The organism is Staphylococcus intermedius NCTC 11048, from assembly GCF_002902385.1.
Lineage (GTDB): Bacteria > Bacillota > Bacilli > Staphylococcales > Staphylococcaceae > Staphylococcus > Staphylococcus intermedius.
The window spans coordinates 129,751-144,250 of sequence record NZ_PPQH01000009.1 but is presented as its reverse complement, the minus strand read 5'-3'; the positions used below and the strand labels follow the sequence as shown (position 1 = coordinate 144,250).

At 39.7% G+C, this 14,500-nt stretch carries 16 protein-coding genes and 1 riboswitch; of the genes, 5 read left to right on the top strand and 11 right to left on the bottom strand.

Translation table 11 applies throughout. From position 1 onward, the window contains the following. Positions 1 to 207 precede the first annotated feature (207 nt). From CD138_RS02710 to CD138_RS02685, 6 genes are read right to left on the bottom strand one after another with little or no spacing between them, the layout of a single operon-like run. Positions 208 to 1,212: a 5-oxoprolinase subunit C family protein gene (locus CD138_RS02710; protein WP_019168538.1), complete on the bottom strand. Its 1,005-nt coding sequence runs from the start codon at positions 1,210 to 1,212 to the stop codon at positions 208 to 210. After that, positions 1,209 to 1,892: a 5-oxoprolinase subunit B family protein gene (locus tag CD138_RS02705; protein ID WP_026066851.1), complete on the bottom strand. Its 684-nt coding sequence runs from the start codon at positions 1,890 to 1,892 to the stop codon at positions 1,209 to 1,211. The genes CD138_RS02710 and CD138_RS02705 overlap by 4 nt, the downstream gene beginning before the upstream one ends. A 10-nt stretch (positions 1,893 to 1,902) precedes the next feature. After that, positions 1,903 to 2,112, bottom strand: a complete 210-nt coding sequence (locus CD138_RS02700; RefSeq protein WP_019168540.1) for a hypothetical protein — start codon at positions 2,110 to 2,112, stop codon at positions 1,903 to 1,905. Positions 2,113 to 2,120: 8 nt separating this feature from the next. Then, on the bottom strand, positions 2,121 to 2,735 hold the full coding sequence (locus tag CD138_RS02695) for an aminotransferase class IV (protein WP_019168541.1): 615 nt from the start codon (positions 2,733 to 2,735) through the stop codon (positions 2,121 to 2,123). Continuing rightward, positions 2,732 to 3,883, bottom strand: a complete 1,152-nt coding sequence (gene pabB, locus CD138_RS02690) for an aminodeoxychorismate synthase component I (RefSeq protein ID WP_019168542.1) — start codon at positions 3,881 to 3,883, stop codon at positions 2,732 to 2,734. The genes CD138_RS02695 and pabB overlap by 4 nt, the downstream gene beginning before the upstream one ends. Further along, entirely contained in the window at positions 3,867 to 4,460 is a 594-nt protein-coding gene (locus tag CD138_RS02685; RefSeq protein WP_019168543.1) for an anthranilate synthase component II, read from the bottom strand. The genes pabB and CD138_RS02685 overlap by 17 nt, the downstream gene beginning before the upstream one ends. A 134-nt stretch (positions 4,461 to 4,594) precedes the next feature. Continuing rightward, a riboswitch (PreQ1 riboswitch) is annotated at positions 4,595 to 4,642 on the top strand. Positions 4,643 to 4,720: 78 nt separating this feature from the next. Between CD138_RS02685 and queC the strand changes: the two genes are divergently transcribed. From queC to CD138_RS02660, 5 genes are all read left to right on the top strand, one after another. Beyond that, positions 4,721 to 5,392, top strand: coding sequence for a 7-cyano-7-deazaguanine synthase QueC (queC, locus tag CD138_RS02680; RefSeq protein WP_019168544.1), 672 nt, complete (start codon positions 4,721 to 4,723; stop codon positions 5,390 to 5,392). Further along, entirely contained in the window at positions 5,389 to 5,820 is a 432-nt protein-coding gene (gene queD / locus CD138_RS02675) for a 6-carboxytetrahydropterin synthase QueD (RefSeq protein WP_019168545.1), read from the top strand. The genes queC and queD overlap by 4 nt, the downstream gene beginning before the upstream one ends. After that, positions 5,813 to 6,526 carry a 7-carboxy-7-deazaguanine synthase QueE gene (gene queE / locus CD138_RS02670; RefSeq protein WP_019168546.1) on the top strand — a complete coding sequence of 238 codons (714 nt, stop codon included), beginning with the start codon at positions 5,813 to 5,815 and terminating at the stop codon, positions 6,524 to 6,526. The genes queD and queE overlap by 8 nt, the downstream gene beginning before the upstream one ends. A gap of 148 nt (positions 6,527 to 6,674) precedes the next feature. Continuing rightward, positions 6,675 to 7,259, top strand: coding sequence for a hypothetical protein (locus tag CD138_RS02665; protein ID WP_019168547.1), 585 nt, complete (start codon positions 6,675 to 6,677; stop codon positions 7,257 to 7,259). 84 nt (positions 7,260 to 7,343) lie between these two features. Then, positions 7,344 to 7,598 carry a GlsB/YeaQ/YmgE family stress response membrane protein gene (locus tag CD138_RS02660; RefSeq protein WP_019168548.1) on the top strand — a complete coding sequence of 85 codons (255 nt, stop codon included), beginning with the start codon at positions 7,344 to 7,346 and terminating at the stop codon, positions 7,596 to 7,598. 278 nt (positions 7,599 to 7,876) lie between these two features. Here CD138_RS02660 and CD138_RS02655 read toward each other — a convergent pair whose 3' ends face one another. The 5 genes from CD138_RS02655 to CD138_RS02635 all read right to left on the bottom strand — a co-directional run bounded on the left by CD138_RS02655 (position 7,877) and on the right by CD138_RS02635 (position 14,436). Continuing rightward, entirely contained in the window at positions 7,877 to 8,854 is a 978-nt protein-coding gene (locus CD138_RS02655) for a glycosyltransferase family 2 protein (RefSeq protein WP_019168549.1), read from the bottom strand. 331 nt (positions 8,855 to 9,185) lie between these two features. Further along, positions 9,186 to 10,541 (bottom strand): hemolysin family protein, encoded by a 1,356-nt coding sequence (locus CD138_RS02650; protein WP_019168550.1) that lies wholly within the window; start codon positions 10,539 to 10,541, stop codon positions 9,186 to 9,188. 319 nt (positions 10,542 to 10,860) lie between these two features. Continuing rightward, positions 10,861 to 12,759 (bottom strand): PTS fructose transporter subunit IIABC, encoded by a 1,899-nt coding sequence (locus tag CD138_RS02645; protein WP_019168551.1) that lies wholly within the window; start codon positions 12,757 to 12,759, stop codon positions 10,861 to 10,863. Position 12,760: 1 nt separating this feature from the next. After that, entirely contained in the window at positions 12,761 to 13,684 is a 924-nt protein-coding gene (pfkB, locus tag CD138_RS02640) for a 1-phosphofructokinase (RefSeq protein ID WP_019168552.1), read from the bottom strand. Next, positions 13,684 to 14,436: a DeoR/GlpR family DNA-binding transcription regulator gene (locus tag CD138_RS02635; protein WP_019168553.1), complete on the bottom strand. Its 753-nt coding sequence runs from the start codon at positions 14,434 to 14,436 to the stop codon at positions 13,684 to 13,686. Before CD138_RS02635 ends, pfkB begins: the two co-directional genes overlap by 1 nt. Positions 14,437 to 14,500: the final 64 nt, after the last annotated feature.

Genomic DNA, 14,500 nt, shown 5'->3' with positions numbered 1-14,500 from the left:
TATCAATATATAGGATTTAACATAAAATTTCAAGTCAAAACCATTCGTAATGACGATATTCATTGCCCCTTCATATTGACTTCATGAATGCTTCATAGCGTCTTCATCTTGCATAGACGCATCTCGTCGAATGTATTTCATTATACTGTAATGCACTTATATTGCACTCGGACTCAAGTAGTATTTCTTAGGTCCTCACATCAATGATTACTTCAACATTTCTTTTTGCATTCTAAATTCGATACCTTGGAACAACTGCTTACGCCATTTATGATATTTCACCAAGTTTTGTTCTGCTTGCAACACATCAATAAATTGAAACTTAATTTTTGAACCTTGACGTTTTTGTGCAATTTTAGACAAATGATATGACGCAATCGTACCAATTTGTGGGTAACTGCCTAAAGTATAATGATCGTTTAACAAAATGACCGGTGCGCCTTCTTTTTTTACTTGAATTGTGCCACGTTTCACAGACTGGTGTGGTGGCATATCGTCATAATACGCTTTAATCGGCGCCCCTTCTAAGACGACACCCATACGATTCGCTTTACTCGTCACTTGATACTCACCGTGTGTGAATTGACGGAGCACTTCCGCTTCAAAATCTTCTGTGCCTTTATTCGGAATCACATGCACGACGTCTGATATGTAGTTAAATGACAAGGCATAACCATCAACGCCCCAATCAACCGTCTTACGTTGGGCCAAGTTTTTAAATAACTGATGATGTCGCGTATGATAGTCACGTTTCAGTTCGATCGTATCACCTGCTTGTAAACGACGCCCTTTAAAGCCGCCCATGCCAGAAATCGTATCTGTCGATGTCGAACCGAGCCATTGATCGAGTTCAAAACCACCTGCAACCGCTAAGTACAAACGAGAACCGCGACGTAGATGATCAACAACTAACACGTCTCCTTTGTTCATTAAATATAATTTATTCATTTGTACACGCATGTCATCTGTATGCGCAACACCTTGTGCCCCTGACAATGCGATGAGCGTCGGTTCTGTAAAGCGAACACGTGCCATTTGATTGCTCATCTCAAGGGTCGCTTCATTGCGGTCATTACCGACTAAACGATTCGCAATTTCGTGCGCCAACACATCTAAAGCACCACTACGAATAACACCCATATGTTCATAACCTTCACGTCCAAAATCTTGAAAACTTGAAAATAATCCGCTCTCTTCTATGATGATTGTCATGCGTCGTTACCTCCTGCTTGTACTTCAAAAAATTTCACGTGATCCCCCAGTGAAATCAAAGCGAAATCTTCCTTTTTGGGATTGAATAATGGCAAAGACGTATGACCGATAACGAGCCAATCGCTATACGTTTCAGTCGTAGTAATGCCACATTTATTGTTTTCTAAAATAACCGATCCTGCTGGAATCAAACGTGGTTCAGCTGCGGTATGATTCACAATAATTTGCGGATCGACACCAGATAAGTATGGAAAACCTGGTGAGTAGCCCATCATCGAAACAAAATAGTCCGTTCCTGTATGTATCTCAATAAATGTTTGACGGTCCATATTCAACTCTTTTAAAATCATTTCTAAGTGCGGTCCATTCGCCCCGCCATATACAATTGGGACCTTTACACAATGGATTTCTTTATCTAAAGTCATGTCATCTATATTAATGTTCTCAATCATGGCTTTCATATGTAAAAATGGCGAATCAATATTCAAATGTTTCATCATCATCCGCGCATCATAAGAAATCAACATGTCCGTTTCCGTCGGTACGATTTCCGTAATAAATGGATAATTTTGATTGATTAAGCAATGCCGTATAAGAAGAAGCTTTTCAGTAGCGGCAGGAGTCACATCTCCTTTTAAAGAAACAACAATCGCTTGATCTCCTTGACTATAAACTTTCATTTTTTCACCTCTATTTTTCATCATAAAATAAACTTAAAATTTCACCTGTATGTTGGGAGAGTTCTACGACAAAACCATAAATGAGCATGCATTGTATGATGAGGACACCCAGCATCCATACGTAGATCCATAGACGGTATTCCCGCGCAACAAGCCGCTGTGACACGATTTGACCGATCCACATCACAACCAAAAAACCTAAAATATAGAGCCCAATCATACAATCACCTACTTTATCTGTTCAAGCGTAATAGGTACCCACTCACGCAAACTATTAATCATCCACAGTTGACCGCCTTGTTGTAATGCTTCCTTTATCATCGCAGTCGTTAAATATTTTTCCGTTATTTGTTGATCAGCTAACAAAGCACGTCGCATACATCCTTGTAAAAAATCTTTTTTATACACAGGCGTATAATGCGTGCCGTCTATTGTAATAACGACATTACCAATATCAAATTCTAGCACTTTATCCGTATCTTCGTCGAAAAACAAAGCGAGTTGCGTTGTGTGAGTATGCGCCACATGCTCACGTTCTGACGTTTTGTATATACGTTGCCATTCCGGAATGTCTCGCTTCATTGGGACAAATTGCGCCGTCATCGTTGTCGTTTTTTGTAACACACCTACTTCTGCACGAAATTCTCCAGACGGTTCAAGAATGACCTTCACACGATACTGGCCAGTTGGGTACGCTTCGTATAGTTGTTGTATCGTTTGTTGCCATCGTACGTCGTCAAATGGGAGCTCAAGTACAGTACTTGCGCGCTGTAGTCGTTCTGCATGATAAGCCAGTCTTGGTATTTCACCATTGTCCAGTCGCATCGTTTCAAATAAATTCATCGCAATCCCTCTAATATTTTCGTTTTCGCATGAAATTCTGCATATTCTTGATCTGGGTCAGAATCGATCGTAATCCCTGCACCGACACCGTAATACAATGTGTCATGAATTTGTTCGACGGTACGGATCGGTACATTAAAAATCGCGCGTCCATTCGGGTGTAGCAAACCGATAGCCCCGCAATAAATATGACGTGGCGTTGTTTCAAGATGATGAATAATGCGCATCGTATTCACTTTTGGTGCACCTGTAATAGAACCACACGGGAAAAGTGCGCGTAATAACGTTTGATACGTCGTCGTGTCCGAAACACGTCCAGTGACCATTGTCGTCATTTGGAATACAGTTTGGTAACGTTCAATCGCAAATGGATGGTACACTTTCACACTGCCCCGTTCAGCCACTCGTGCAATATCATTACGTAATAAATCGACAATCATCACATTTTCAGCACGGTCTTTTTGAGATTCTCGCAACATTTCTGCGTGACGTTCATCTTCTTCAATCGTCGCACCTCGAGGCATCGTACCCTTCATCGGTTTACTGACGACTGTACGACCTTGATCACTAAAGTCCCCTACTTGGAAAAAGAGCTCTGGTGAAATCGATGCCACCTTCACTTCGGCTGTATCAATCAATACCGTATAGTCGCCATTCGTTTGTTGTGTCAAACGATCATACATTGCTGAAAACGACATTTGATCGAAACTTTTAAGACGTGTCGTATAATTCACTTGGTACGTCCAACCTGCTGTAATTTCATCGTGTATCGTACGAATATGTTGCGTAATCGTCTTTGGACTGTCCATAAATTGAAAATGAGCACCTCGCGCGCTATGTTGTTGCGGTTCAGTTGGTGCACTATGTCCAGAGTCAACGGGTTGCTCAAATACATAATACGCAGCGTAAATATGATTTTCAGGTGTATAGGTTTGATACGCTTCATGAAAATACGGTGCTGCTTCATATGGCAAATATAGTGCGACGTAATACCCTTGTTGTTGGTATTGTGCCGCTTCATCAACCACTTGACCGACTTGATTCAGTTCGCGCGCAATACCTGTATGAAGCGGTTTTTCAAAATGATAGCGATACGTGGTCGTCGTATCCGGATCGTTATAATATTTATAATTAAACTTCACAACCATGATGAACCCCCGCTTTTCTCAAAAAGTTACGTATTTGTTCGTGACCGTATTCAGACAAAATCGACTCGGGATGATATTGGACCCCGTCTATCGGTCGTGACATATGCCGAACTGCCATCACAATGCCGTCTTCATTTTGTGCTGATACAACGAGAGGCGCCTCAATCGTTGTCGGATCTGCCATTAATGAGTGGTAACGCATCACCTCAAACTGTTCAGGTAACCCATGAAACAGTAGTGATTGGTCATGACTGATGCGTGTCGTATGCCCATGGACAGGTCGTGGTGCATGAATAATTTTCCCACCATAATACGTCACTAATAATTGAAAGCCTAGACAAACACCTAAAATCGGCGTCGTTGCTTCAAATGCCTTCACGACTTCAAAAAGAATCGGATAATCTTCTGGCGCACCAGGACCAGGAGAAATGATGATTGCTGTCGGTTCCATCTCTTTTAATGCCGCAATAGAAACGGCTTCGACATCGATTACCGTGACGGTTTGTTGACTCTCATATTCTACATAATCAACAATATTATACGTAAAAGAATCTTGATTATCTATCATCACTATCATAGTTTTTGCCTCATTCTTTCTTTAATACTTCTATTATCACAAATGTCGCCCTAATTGACAAAGTTGAAGTGATAATCAGCAGGGCACGACTTGATTTATAATACTAAATGTATTACAGTATGGAACATAATTGAATTGCAGAGGTTCCTAGCTACCAACCCTCTATAAAAAACTAGACACTTGCAACCGTCTATTTTTTATAGTGACGGCTTTTTTTATGCCTGATTTTAGGAGCTTCTCTACAAAAGGAGCGATCAACCATGTCCGAAGTGCTCAATAACGAGAAGGCACTTGTAGTATTTAGCGGTGGACAAGACAGTACGACATGTCTCTTCTACGCTAAAAAACATTTTAAAGACGTTGAACTGGTTACATTTGAATACGGTCAACGTCATGCGAAAGAAATCGAAGTCGCACAAGAAATCGCACAAGATCAAGGATTAAAACATCACGTGTTAGATATGGCTCTACTCTCTCAACTGACTCCGAATGCGCTCACATCACACGATATGACCATCGATAGCCATAATGACGTCCCGAACACTTTCGTCCCTGCCCGAAATTTACTCTTCCTATCATTTGCCGGTGCATTAGCATACCAAATCGGCGCAAAACATCTTATTACAGGTGTATGCGAAACAGACTTTTCCGGCTATCCCGATTGCCGAGACAGTTTCATTAAGTCGATGAATGTGACATTGAATTTAGCAATGGATCGTGACTTTGTCATACATACACCGCTCATGTGGCTCAATAAAAAAGAAACATGGGCATTAAGTGATGATTTAGGTGTACTCGATTACGTGCGCGACCGTACATTAACATGTTATAACGGCATCATCGCAGAAGGCTGTGGCGAATGTCCAGCATGTCAATTAAGGCAACGCGGTCTCGACCAATATCTTGCTGAGAAAGAGAGTGAAGTCCAATGATGCAACAAATGTATCCACAAGTAGACCATGATTATATGTTTGAACTGAATAAAGACTTTAATTTTTCAGCAGCACATTTCATTCCTGACGAACGTGCTGGAAAGTGTACACGTGTGCATGGGCATACGTACTTTGTCAATTTAACGATTGCTGGAGATGAACTAGATAGCATGGGCTTTTTAATTAATTTTAGTGAGTTGAAAAGTTTAATTCATGACCAATTCGATCATTATCTTCTGAACGACTTAGCCCCATTTCAAGGTAAAAGTCCTTCTACTGAATTTGTGGCACAAACGATTTATGACATTGTTAGCACACGTTTAGCAGAATTGCCAAACGCACCCAAATGCTTGCAAGTGTTTTTACGTGAGACACCTACAAGCTATGTCGTATATCGCCCTAAAAATAAGGAGCAACGTCATGGCTAAAATACCTGTACTCGAAATTTTCGGTCCAACTATTCAAGGTGAAGGTAAAGTCATTGGTCGTAAAACAATGTTCGTCCGTACAGCAGGTTGTGACTTTCGTTGTAGTTGGTGCGATTCAAAATTCACTTGGGACGGCAGTATGAAAGATGAAATTGAAATGATGGCAGCAGAAAACATTTTAGCGCAACTGAGAAACATTGGTGGCGACCGTTTTAATCACGTGACCATTTCTGGCGGGAACCCTGCTTTAATTAAAGGATTGCAGTCATTTGTAGATTTATGTGAAGCCAATAACATTCGCACGGCACTTGAAACACAAGGGTCACAGTTCAAACCTTGGATGCGCCAAATCAATGACTTAACCCTCTCACCCAAGCCGCCAAGTTCTGGTATGCAGCAAGATTTACCACGCTTAGATGAAGTTATATTACAATTAGACGTATCACGTATCAATTTAAAAGTCGTCGTATTTGATGATGCAGATTATGACTTTGCGAAAATGATTCACCATCGTTATCCAGATATCCCTTTCTACTTACAAGTGGGAAATCCTTATTTAGAAGAACATGTCGAACAGCATACAGCCAAACTACTCGAACGTTACGAACAGTTAATCGACCGTGTGACAGCGGATGCAGAGATGAATGAAGTATTCGTCTTACCACAACTGCACACATTGGTTTGGAGCAATCAAAAAGGCGTTTAGCGCACATAGCTATTGGGGACAGCATGCATTGAAAAAGCTTACACGTGATGTCCTCAAATTGTTATTTCATTAAAAGTGTTATTAAATGCTTATCCACAATGATATTGATATAATAGTGTAATGAATTGCGAAAAGTTAGGAGAACACAATGGCCTTATTTGTCATCTTAAATATCATTATCGTCGTTGGCGTATTTCTCATTGATATGTATCGACATCAATACCAATACGTGCGTTTAAGTGCTTTCTTATTTGCGATAACTGTGAATAGTATACTGAATCCTATTTTATTAAACCAACTTAATTTTATTACGATGAGTAGCTTTTTAATGTATTTGACATGGTTTATCTTACAAGTTTATTTAGATCGCAATGTGCGTACATTTAAAATTCAAAACCAAAAATTTTTTACTGTTATTATCGCGATGATGATTAGCATTTTATTCGTGGTCATGAGCCAAACAGCAGATCAATCGATTTATATGTCTGTGCCGTATTTAGCACCTGCAATCTTTTTATTTGGTGCCATCTTACAATTTTCTAGTGTGTTACATTCACCGCGATTTGAAGCTTTTTATCGACGTTTGAAAATTAAAAAACCGTTGTTCACAGGTGCTTGCTTCATTGTAGTATCCATGATTATCATGATGTTATTAACACCTTTTTGGTACTTATATCTCATCATTTACGCATGCCTCATCCTCATCTTTTTGTTAGAACAAATATTTATTTAAAAAAAAGATGATTAAAAACCCGTTGCACGTGGTATGTATTAATTGAGCCTTAATAAAGTTCAGAAAATAAAGGAGGCATATACTATGGGTTTTATAGTGATGTTAATTGTCGGCGGTCTCATTGGTTGGGCTGCTGGTGCAATTTTAGGTAAAGATGTTCCAGGAGGTATCCTCGGAAATATTATCGCAGGTTTAATCGGTTCTGCGATTGGTAGCTGGTTATTTGGCCATTGGGGTCCAGAATTCGGTGGCGTATACATTTTACCAGCGTTAATCGGTTCAATCATTTTCATCGCATTAGCTTCATTAATTTTAGGTAAAATGCGTGGTAAAAAATAGACTATACGTCTAAAATTACTGTGTTAATCACAATATAAAGGTGTAGATGATGAAATCTTCTTTCAAAGACTTCAATCATCTACACCTTTTTTGTATGCCATTCATCCTCGTTTTCCGACTTAAGGTCATTAATGAATCATAAATCTATGAATAGATGAAGGTGTAATATTTTCTATGTCCCAACCCCGAAAACGCTTTGATTCATTTTGAAAACTTCTTCAAAAGTTGCCAAAACTCCTGAGGCATCAGCTGAACCGGAAAATTCACCTAGTCCTCTATCATGACAGGTCTTGTTTGGCGTCATCATGATAGGTTGGCATTTGAACATTCGCTGCCTCCACAATATACTTCGGCCGTTGTTTTACTTCATAATAAATACGTCCGATATATTCACCAATCACCCCTATTGATACGAGCTGGATACCACCGATAAACAGCACGGCCGCAATCATTGTAAAGTAACCCGGCACATCAATACCATGAATCAATGTATCAATAAAGAGATAAATAATGTAAATCATACTGACACCAAAAATAAGTAAACCTAAATAAATCATTGTTCGTAGCGGCTTATAATTAAATGAAATCAAACCGTCTATCGCATAATTGAGCAAACTACCGAATGACCATTTCGATTCGCCTACTTCACGCTCAACATTGTCATAATGAATGACCTTACTGTTGTAACCAATCCATGAAAAGAGTCCTTTTGAGAATCGGTTATACTCTTTTAAACTCACGAGCGAACGGACAGCGCGTTGACTTAACATTCTAAAATCGCCAACGCCATCTTCTAGCTCTATATCCTCAATGAAATAATTGACTATTTTATAATACAAACGCGTCATCCATTTACGCGATGCATGTTCACCATCCCGATTACGTTTGGCAATAATTTGATCATAGCCTTCGAGATACGCTTTGACCATCTCTGGTATTAGCTCAGGTGGATGTTGTAAATCGGCATCAATCATGACGACCGCATCACAGTCCGTACTATGTTCAAACCCCGCAATCATTGCAGCTTCTTTTCCGAAATTGCGACTAAATGAAATAAACTTCACATGTGACGACTGTGCTGCTGCTTGTTGAAGAAGCATGATTGTATCATCTTGACTCCCATCATCAACAAACAACATGTCGTAATCATAAGATTGCTCGACACTATCTTTTTCTAGTATATCTGATATTTCTTGAATCGTTTGATGTAAGACGTCCGTTTCATTAAAACACGGGACAATCACACGTAATTTCATTTTGTGCACCTACTCCATTCGCTTTTTTCTATCTACTATCTCTTGCTTCTACCCCTTTACATGAAAAACATAACGTTCGCTTTCAAAATAAAAAAGCGGCATAGAATTCTAACGTTCAGATTAGATTTCGTATGTCCGCTTTACATAGAAACAATTTCATTCAATGATGTTCAGTTACTTGTGCACATGTCTCCGATTACTCTGACACACTTGCAAATACTTATTTTGTAGTTAGGTGGGTCATCCAATAAACCTCTAACTCTCTTTACACTTAAAGAAATTGAGAACAAAAATTTTGATACTTTTCATTCTTATTTAAAGACGTCCTCAATTAGGATTCATCTTTCAAGAATTCATCTTCATCATCTTCACTTTTCATACGTTCTTGGTTGTATTCATAACGCAATAACACATGGATAATTTGGTGGTTTTCAATTTCTGAAATGACCCAACGATCATGTACCGTATCGACAAAGTCATCTTGTTCCAGATCGGTATTTTGCGCTTGAAGCCAACCACCAATCGTATCAATGTCTTCTGAATCTTCAAAGACAATGCCAAACATTTCTTCTAAGTCACTGAGTAACACGCGTCCATTAATTTGGTATGTCTGTTCATCTAACTTCACAATATCATTGACTTCATCATCGTCAAACTCATCTCGAATTTCACCGACGATTTCCTCTAAAATATCTTCCATCGTTAAAATTCCAGCTGTCCCACCGTACTCATCAATAATTAAACTGATGTGTACATGTTCACGTTGCATACGTACAAGTGCATCACTAATACGTGTCGACTCTGAAATCATTGGCAATTCATGAATATAATGACCAATTTTAATCGGTACACCTGACGCATATTCCGTTAAAAATTCTTTCACGTTAATAAAACCTTTAATGTGGTCTTTATCCCCATCTTCCGTAATCGGATAACGTGTAAATTGATGTTCCTTAATGGTCTCTAATAATTCATCAACATTAAAAGGTTCATTCAGCGTAATCATTTGCGTACGTGGCACCATAATATCTTTGGCATGACGTTCATCAAATGAAAAAATATTTTGCATATATGCGAGCTCAGTCTGATTAATTTCGCCACCATGATAACTGTTGTTCATAATGATTTTCAGCTCTTCTTCTGACATCGCTTCATTGCCCGCATTCGGATCTGCACCAAAAATTCGGATGATAAAACGTGCAGAGCCATTCATCAACCAAATTAAAGGTTTCATAATCATCCCAAAATAGTAAAGCGGTCTTGCATAAAGCAATGCGATACGATCAGTATATTGAATCGCTAAACTTTTTGGCGCCAATTCACCAATCACGACATGAATATATGTCACAATTGTAAAAGCGACTGCGATAGATACCGTCATGACGAGTGCATCAGGGATGTTTAGCAATTCGATGACCGGATGTAAAAGTCGTTCGAATAAAGGCTCACCTAACCAACCTAATCCAAGAGAAGTCACGGTAATCCCAAGTTGACAAGCTGATAAATAATAATCTAAATTTGAAATCATTTTTTTGACAACACGTGCATTCCCATTTCCCTCAGCAATGAGTTGTTCGATACGTGAAGCTCTTACCTTAACTAATGCAAATTCAGAACCTACAAAGACTGTAGTTAAAGCGATTAATGCAAAAAATATAAATAAGTATAATATGGTCGTACTATCCAATTAGTTCCCTATTAGATAGGGATTCACCTCCGTTAATTGACATTGCCCAATAGAAAGCAATGTTGTATTGATTTGGCTATAGCGACAAGTCATATTCACATTTCCTAAATCCTTCCCATTGAGCAACCTCCAGACACAAAAATATTAATTTTATCATATCATATCTTTGAGTGAAATTATACTGTGAACCTGTGCGACTTGAGTCTCATTTTATACAATAGACGCACAATTTCTTGTTTTTCATGATGCCTTTGATTCGTATATCAAAAAAAGACACACGCATGATTCATAACCATACATGTGTCTCTTCAAAAATTATTTATGCTTTATTGGGTGATTGTTTGATCATACCGTAAATCACTGCACCGACAACTGCACCAATTAAAATGGCAAGCAGTGTGAGTAATGCGTGACTTGGATCTGTACCGATAATCACGACTAAACCACCATGTGGCGCGTTAATATTTGAACCAAATAATAACGCAAGTCCGCCGGCAACACCTGAACCGATCATCATAGACGGAATGACACGTAATGGGTCTGCTGCCGCGAATGGAATAGCCCCTTCAGTAATAAAGCTTGCACCCATCACAAAGTTAGGAATGATTGAACCGCGTTGTTCTTTTGTAAATTTAGAACGGAAAATCATCATCGCGATCGCAAGTGCAATTGGTGGTACCATACCACCAACCATTGCTGCTGTAATCGGTGCTGCATTGCCTGATGTCAACGCTGCCGTACTGAACACGTATGCCGCTTTGTTGAATGGGCCACCCATGTCAATCGCCATCATTGCACCAAGTACAATACCGAGAATGACCACATTGCTACCTGATAAGTTGTTCAAGCCTGAAATTAAGGCATTGTTTAACCATGCAACCGGAGTATTGAAAACATAGATCATCAATAGACCAGTGACAGTCACTGAAACAATTGGATAAATAAGTGTTGGTTTGAGCCCTTCTAACATTTGTGGGAAGTTTTGTGTCGCTTTTTTAATACCTTGTGTTAAATAACCTGCTAAGAAACCAGCGATAATCCCACCTAAAAATCCTGAACCACCAGAAACTGCCAACATACCACCGACAAGACCTGCTGCGAAACCTGGTTTGTCAGCAATACTACGTGCGATGTAACCCGCTAAAATTGGAATGATTAACGCAAATGCACTCTTATTCCCAATGTTCCATAATGTTTCAGCAAAGGCGTTATATTCGGAACTTTTCGGATCCATTGCGTTTGGACCAATCATAAACACAATCGCCATCAAAATACCACCTGCAATGACAAGCGGTAACATGTTCGAAACACCATTCATCAAATGTTTGTAAATCGCTTTACCGACACTTAATTTTTCAGTATCATCATTTGAACTTTGATGCTGGTCTGCTACGAATGGTTTACGTGTTGTATCTAGCGCTTTATTAATCAATGCTTCTGGACGTTTAATCCCGTCAGCTACAGGCACTTGAACCACGTTTTTGCCATTAAAGCGATTGGTTTCAACGTGAACGTCTGCCGCAACGATGACCCCTGTCGCACGGTCAATATCTTCTTGTGTTAATCTGTTTTTAATCCCACTTGCACCATTTGTTTCAACTTTAATGTTAATGCCCATTTCTTCAGCTTGTTTTTTCAAAGCATCACGTGCCATATACGTATGTGCAATACCTGTTGTGCAAGCTGTCACCGCGAGGACATAAGGTTCATCGTCGTTTATAGGTGCAGGATCTTCTGTGATTTCTGATTCTTCGTCTGTGGCTTCATCGTCCGCTTTATTAATAATTGCGAGTACTTCCTCAGGTGAATCTGCTTCTAATAGCGCTTTACGCACACTTTCATCCATTAAAACACTCGATAATTTGGCTAAAGCATCCAAATGCGTTTGTTCGCCTGTCGCTGGAGCTGCAATCATAAAGAATAAGTGCGCGGGTTGCATGTCTAAACTGTCATAGTCAACCCCTGCTTTAGATTTACCATATGCGATCGCTGGTGTTTTTACCGCTTCTACTTTCGCATGTGGAATCGCAATGCCTTCACCGATACCTGTTGAACTTTGTTGTTCGCGTTTGTGAATCGCTGCGATATAGTCATCTAAATGATTTAATTTTCCTGCTTGATTTAATTGTTGTGCCAGTTCGTCAATGGCACCATCTTTCGTAGTCGCTGAAAGGTCCATTGCGATTGTCTCTTTTGTGAGTAACTCAGTAATTCTCATGTTACCCCTCCTCATTAAGTGGTTGAATCGTCACATGTGCTTGGAGTTCTTGAATTGTGTCAAATTGTGCTAAATCATCGTTAAAAGCTGTCGCAGAACCTGATGCAATCGCTAATGTCAAAGCATCGGGTAACGCGAGATTTTGTGAAAGCCCTGCAATCATCCCTGCTACTGTACTGTCACCCGCACCTACCGTATTCACGACTTGACCTTGTGGCGCTTGAATCTTGTATGCCACATCTTTGTCTGCATAAAGTGCGCCATCGCCACCAAGTGATACGATGACAGATTGTGCCCCTTTGTCAACTAAACGTCGCGCATACGTCAACACATCTTGATCTGTCTCTATTTTCGTGTCAAACATCGCTTCAAGTTCGTGTTGATTGGGTTTAATAAATAAAGGATGATACGGTAAAATCCCTTCGATTAAAGACTTTTCAGCATCAGCAACGAGTTTTGCGCCGGTTTGTTGTGTGATTTTTGCAATATCGATATAAATCGTGTCCGGCAAACTTGAAGGCACACTTCCGGCTACAACGACAATGTCCTCTGCTGTTGTCGCTTGAAGTTGTTCGAATAACGTCGCAACTTGTGCCTCAGTAATATGTGGACCAGCTGCATTAATTTCTGTCTCAGCTTGACTCTTTAACTTCACATTAATGCGTGTATCTTCATCAACGTGTGTAAATGCCGTATGAATTCCTTCTGCTTTGAGCGTGTTTTCGATAAATTGTCCTGGAAAACCACCGATGAATCCTAAAGCCGTTGAAGGAACGTGCAATGTTTGTAAAACGCGAGAAACGTTGATCCCTTTACCACCCGCAAATTTAGCAGTGGCTGTCGTACGATTCAAATCTCCCGCAGCAAAATCATCTACAAACATGACATAATCAATAGATGGATTGAATGTCACTGTATAAATCATCATTTGCCTCCTAATATTTCAAAATGATGGTCATAAACATCAAAATTCTGTATATGACGCGCTTTTTCTGAAGTAATCAAAATCGGTTGCTCTGTCGTGTGAATCGCCGCTAAATATTGTTGATTGAACTTTGATGCATCCGCCAATATATACGTTTGTTGTGCGTGCATCATCGCTGTCTCTTTTACAATCGCCTCACGTTCATCCGGTGTGGTAAGTCCCGCTTCACAATCGATTCCATTCACACCTAGAAAAACTTTATTAAAGCGATAATGTTGTAAAAACGAGACTGCACGACTTCCAACTACCGCGAGCGTGTTAGCTTTCACATCGCCGCCAATAATTTTAGTCGCAATGCCTTTTTTCAATAACTCTTCAACGTGAGACAAACCGTTCGTGATCACTGTAATCTCTTTCGCTGTTAAAAAAGGAATCATTTCTAAAGTTGTTGAACCGGCATCCAAATATAAACAATCGCCATCATTGACCAGTTGTGCCGCTCTTTTTGCAATTTCGACCTTTTCTTCAATATGTTGTGTTCTTTTCTCATGAAGTTCAGGTTCTTTTTGTTCGCCAATTAACTTCGCGCCCCCATGTACGCGCGTCAACTTACCTTCCTCTTGAAGTTTTGATAAGTCACGTCGAATCGTTGAGGCACTTGAGCCTGTATATTCAATAAGATGTTGCAATGATAGGAACTGATGTTGTTCCAATGCAGTCAGTATCAGTTCATGCCTTTTTTCCGTTAACAACTTTATCACCTCAATTCAGTTACATTATAGTGTATCCGTTTTCATAAATCAACCATTTTCGGTC

Bases quoted from the DNA above. Each gene is read 5' to 3' on its own strand.
- CD138_RS02710 (WP_019168538.1), bottom strand. From the start codon at position 1,212: ATGACAATCATCATAGAAGAGAGCGGATTATTTTCAAGTTTTCAAGAT.
- CD138_RS02705 (WP_026066851.1), bottom strand. From the start codon at position 1,892: ATGAAAGTTTATAGTCAAGGAGATCAAGCGATTGTTGTTTCTTTAAAA.
- CD138_RS02700 (WP_019168540.1), bottom strand. From the start codon at position 2,112: ATGATTGGGCTCTATATTTTAGGTTTTTTGGTTGTGATGTGGATCGGT.
- CD138_RS02695 (WP_019168541.1), bottom strand. From the start codon at position 2,735: ATGAATTTATTTGAAACGATGCGACTGGACAATGGTGAAATACCAAGA.
- pabB (WP_019168542.1), bottom strand. From the start codon at position 3,883: ATGGTTGTGAAGTTTAATTATAAATATTATAACGATCCGGATACGACG.
- CD138_RS02685 (WP_019168543.1), bottom strand. From the start codon at position 4,460: ATGATAGTGATGATAGATAATCAAGATTCTTTTACGTATAATATTGTT.
- queC (WP_019168544.1), top strand. From the start codon at position 4,721: ATGTCCGAAGTGCTCAATAACGAGAAGGCACTTGTAGTATTTAGCGGT.
- queD (WP_019168545.1), top strand. From the start codon at position 5,389: ATGATGCAACAAATGTATCCACAAGTAGACCATGATTATATGTTTGAA.
- queE (WP_019168546.1), top strand. From the start codon at position 5,813: ATGGCTAAAATACCTGTACTCGAAATTTTCGGTCCAACTATTCAAGGT.
- CD138_RS02665 (WP_019168547.1), top strand. From the start codon at position 6,675: ATGGCCTTATTTGTCATCTTAAATATCATTATCGTCGTTGGCGTATTT.
- CD138_RS02660 (WP_019168548.1), top strand. From the start codon at position 7,344: ATGGGTTTTATAGTGATGTTAATTGTCGGCGGTCTCATTGGTTGGGCT.
- CD138_RS02655 (WP_019168549.1), bottom strand. From the start codon at position 8,854: ATGAAATTACGTGTGATTGTCCCGTGTTTTAATGAAACGGACGTCTTA.
- CD138_RS02645 (WP_019168551.1), bottom strand. From the start codon at position 12,759: ATGAGAATTACTGAGTTACTCACAAAAGAGACAATCGCAATGGACCTT.
- pfkB (WP_019168552.1), bottom strand. From the start codon at position 13,684: ATGATTTATACAGTGACATTCAATCCATCTATTGATTATGTCATGTTT.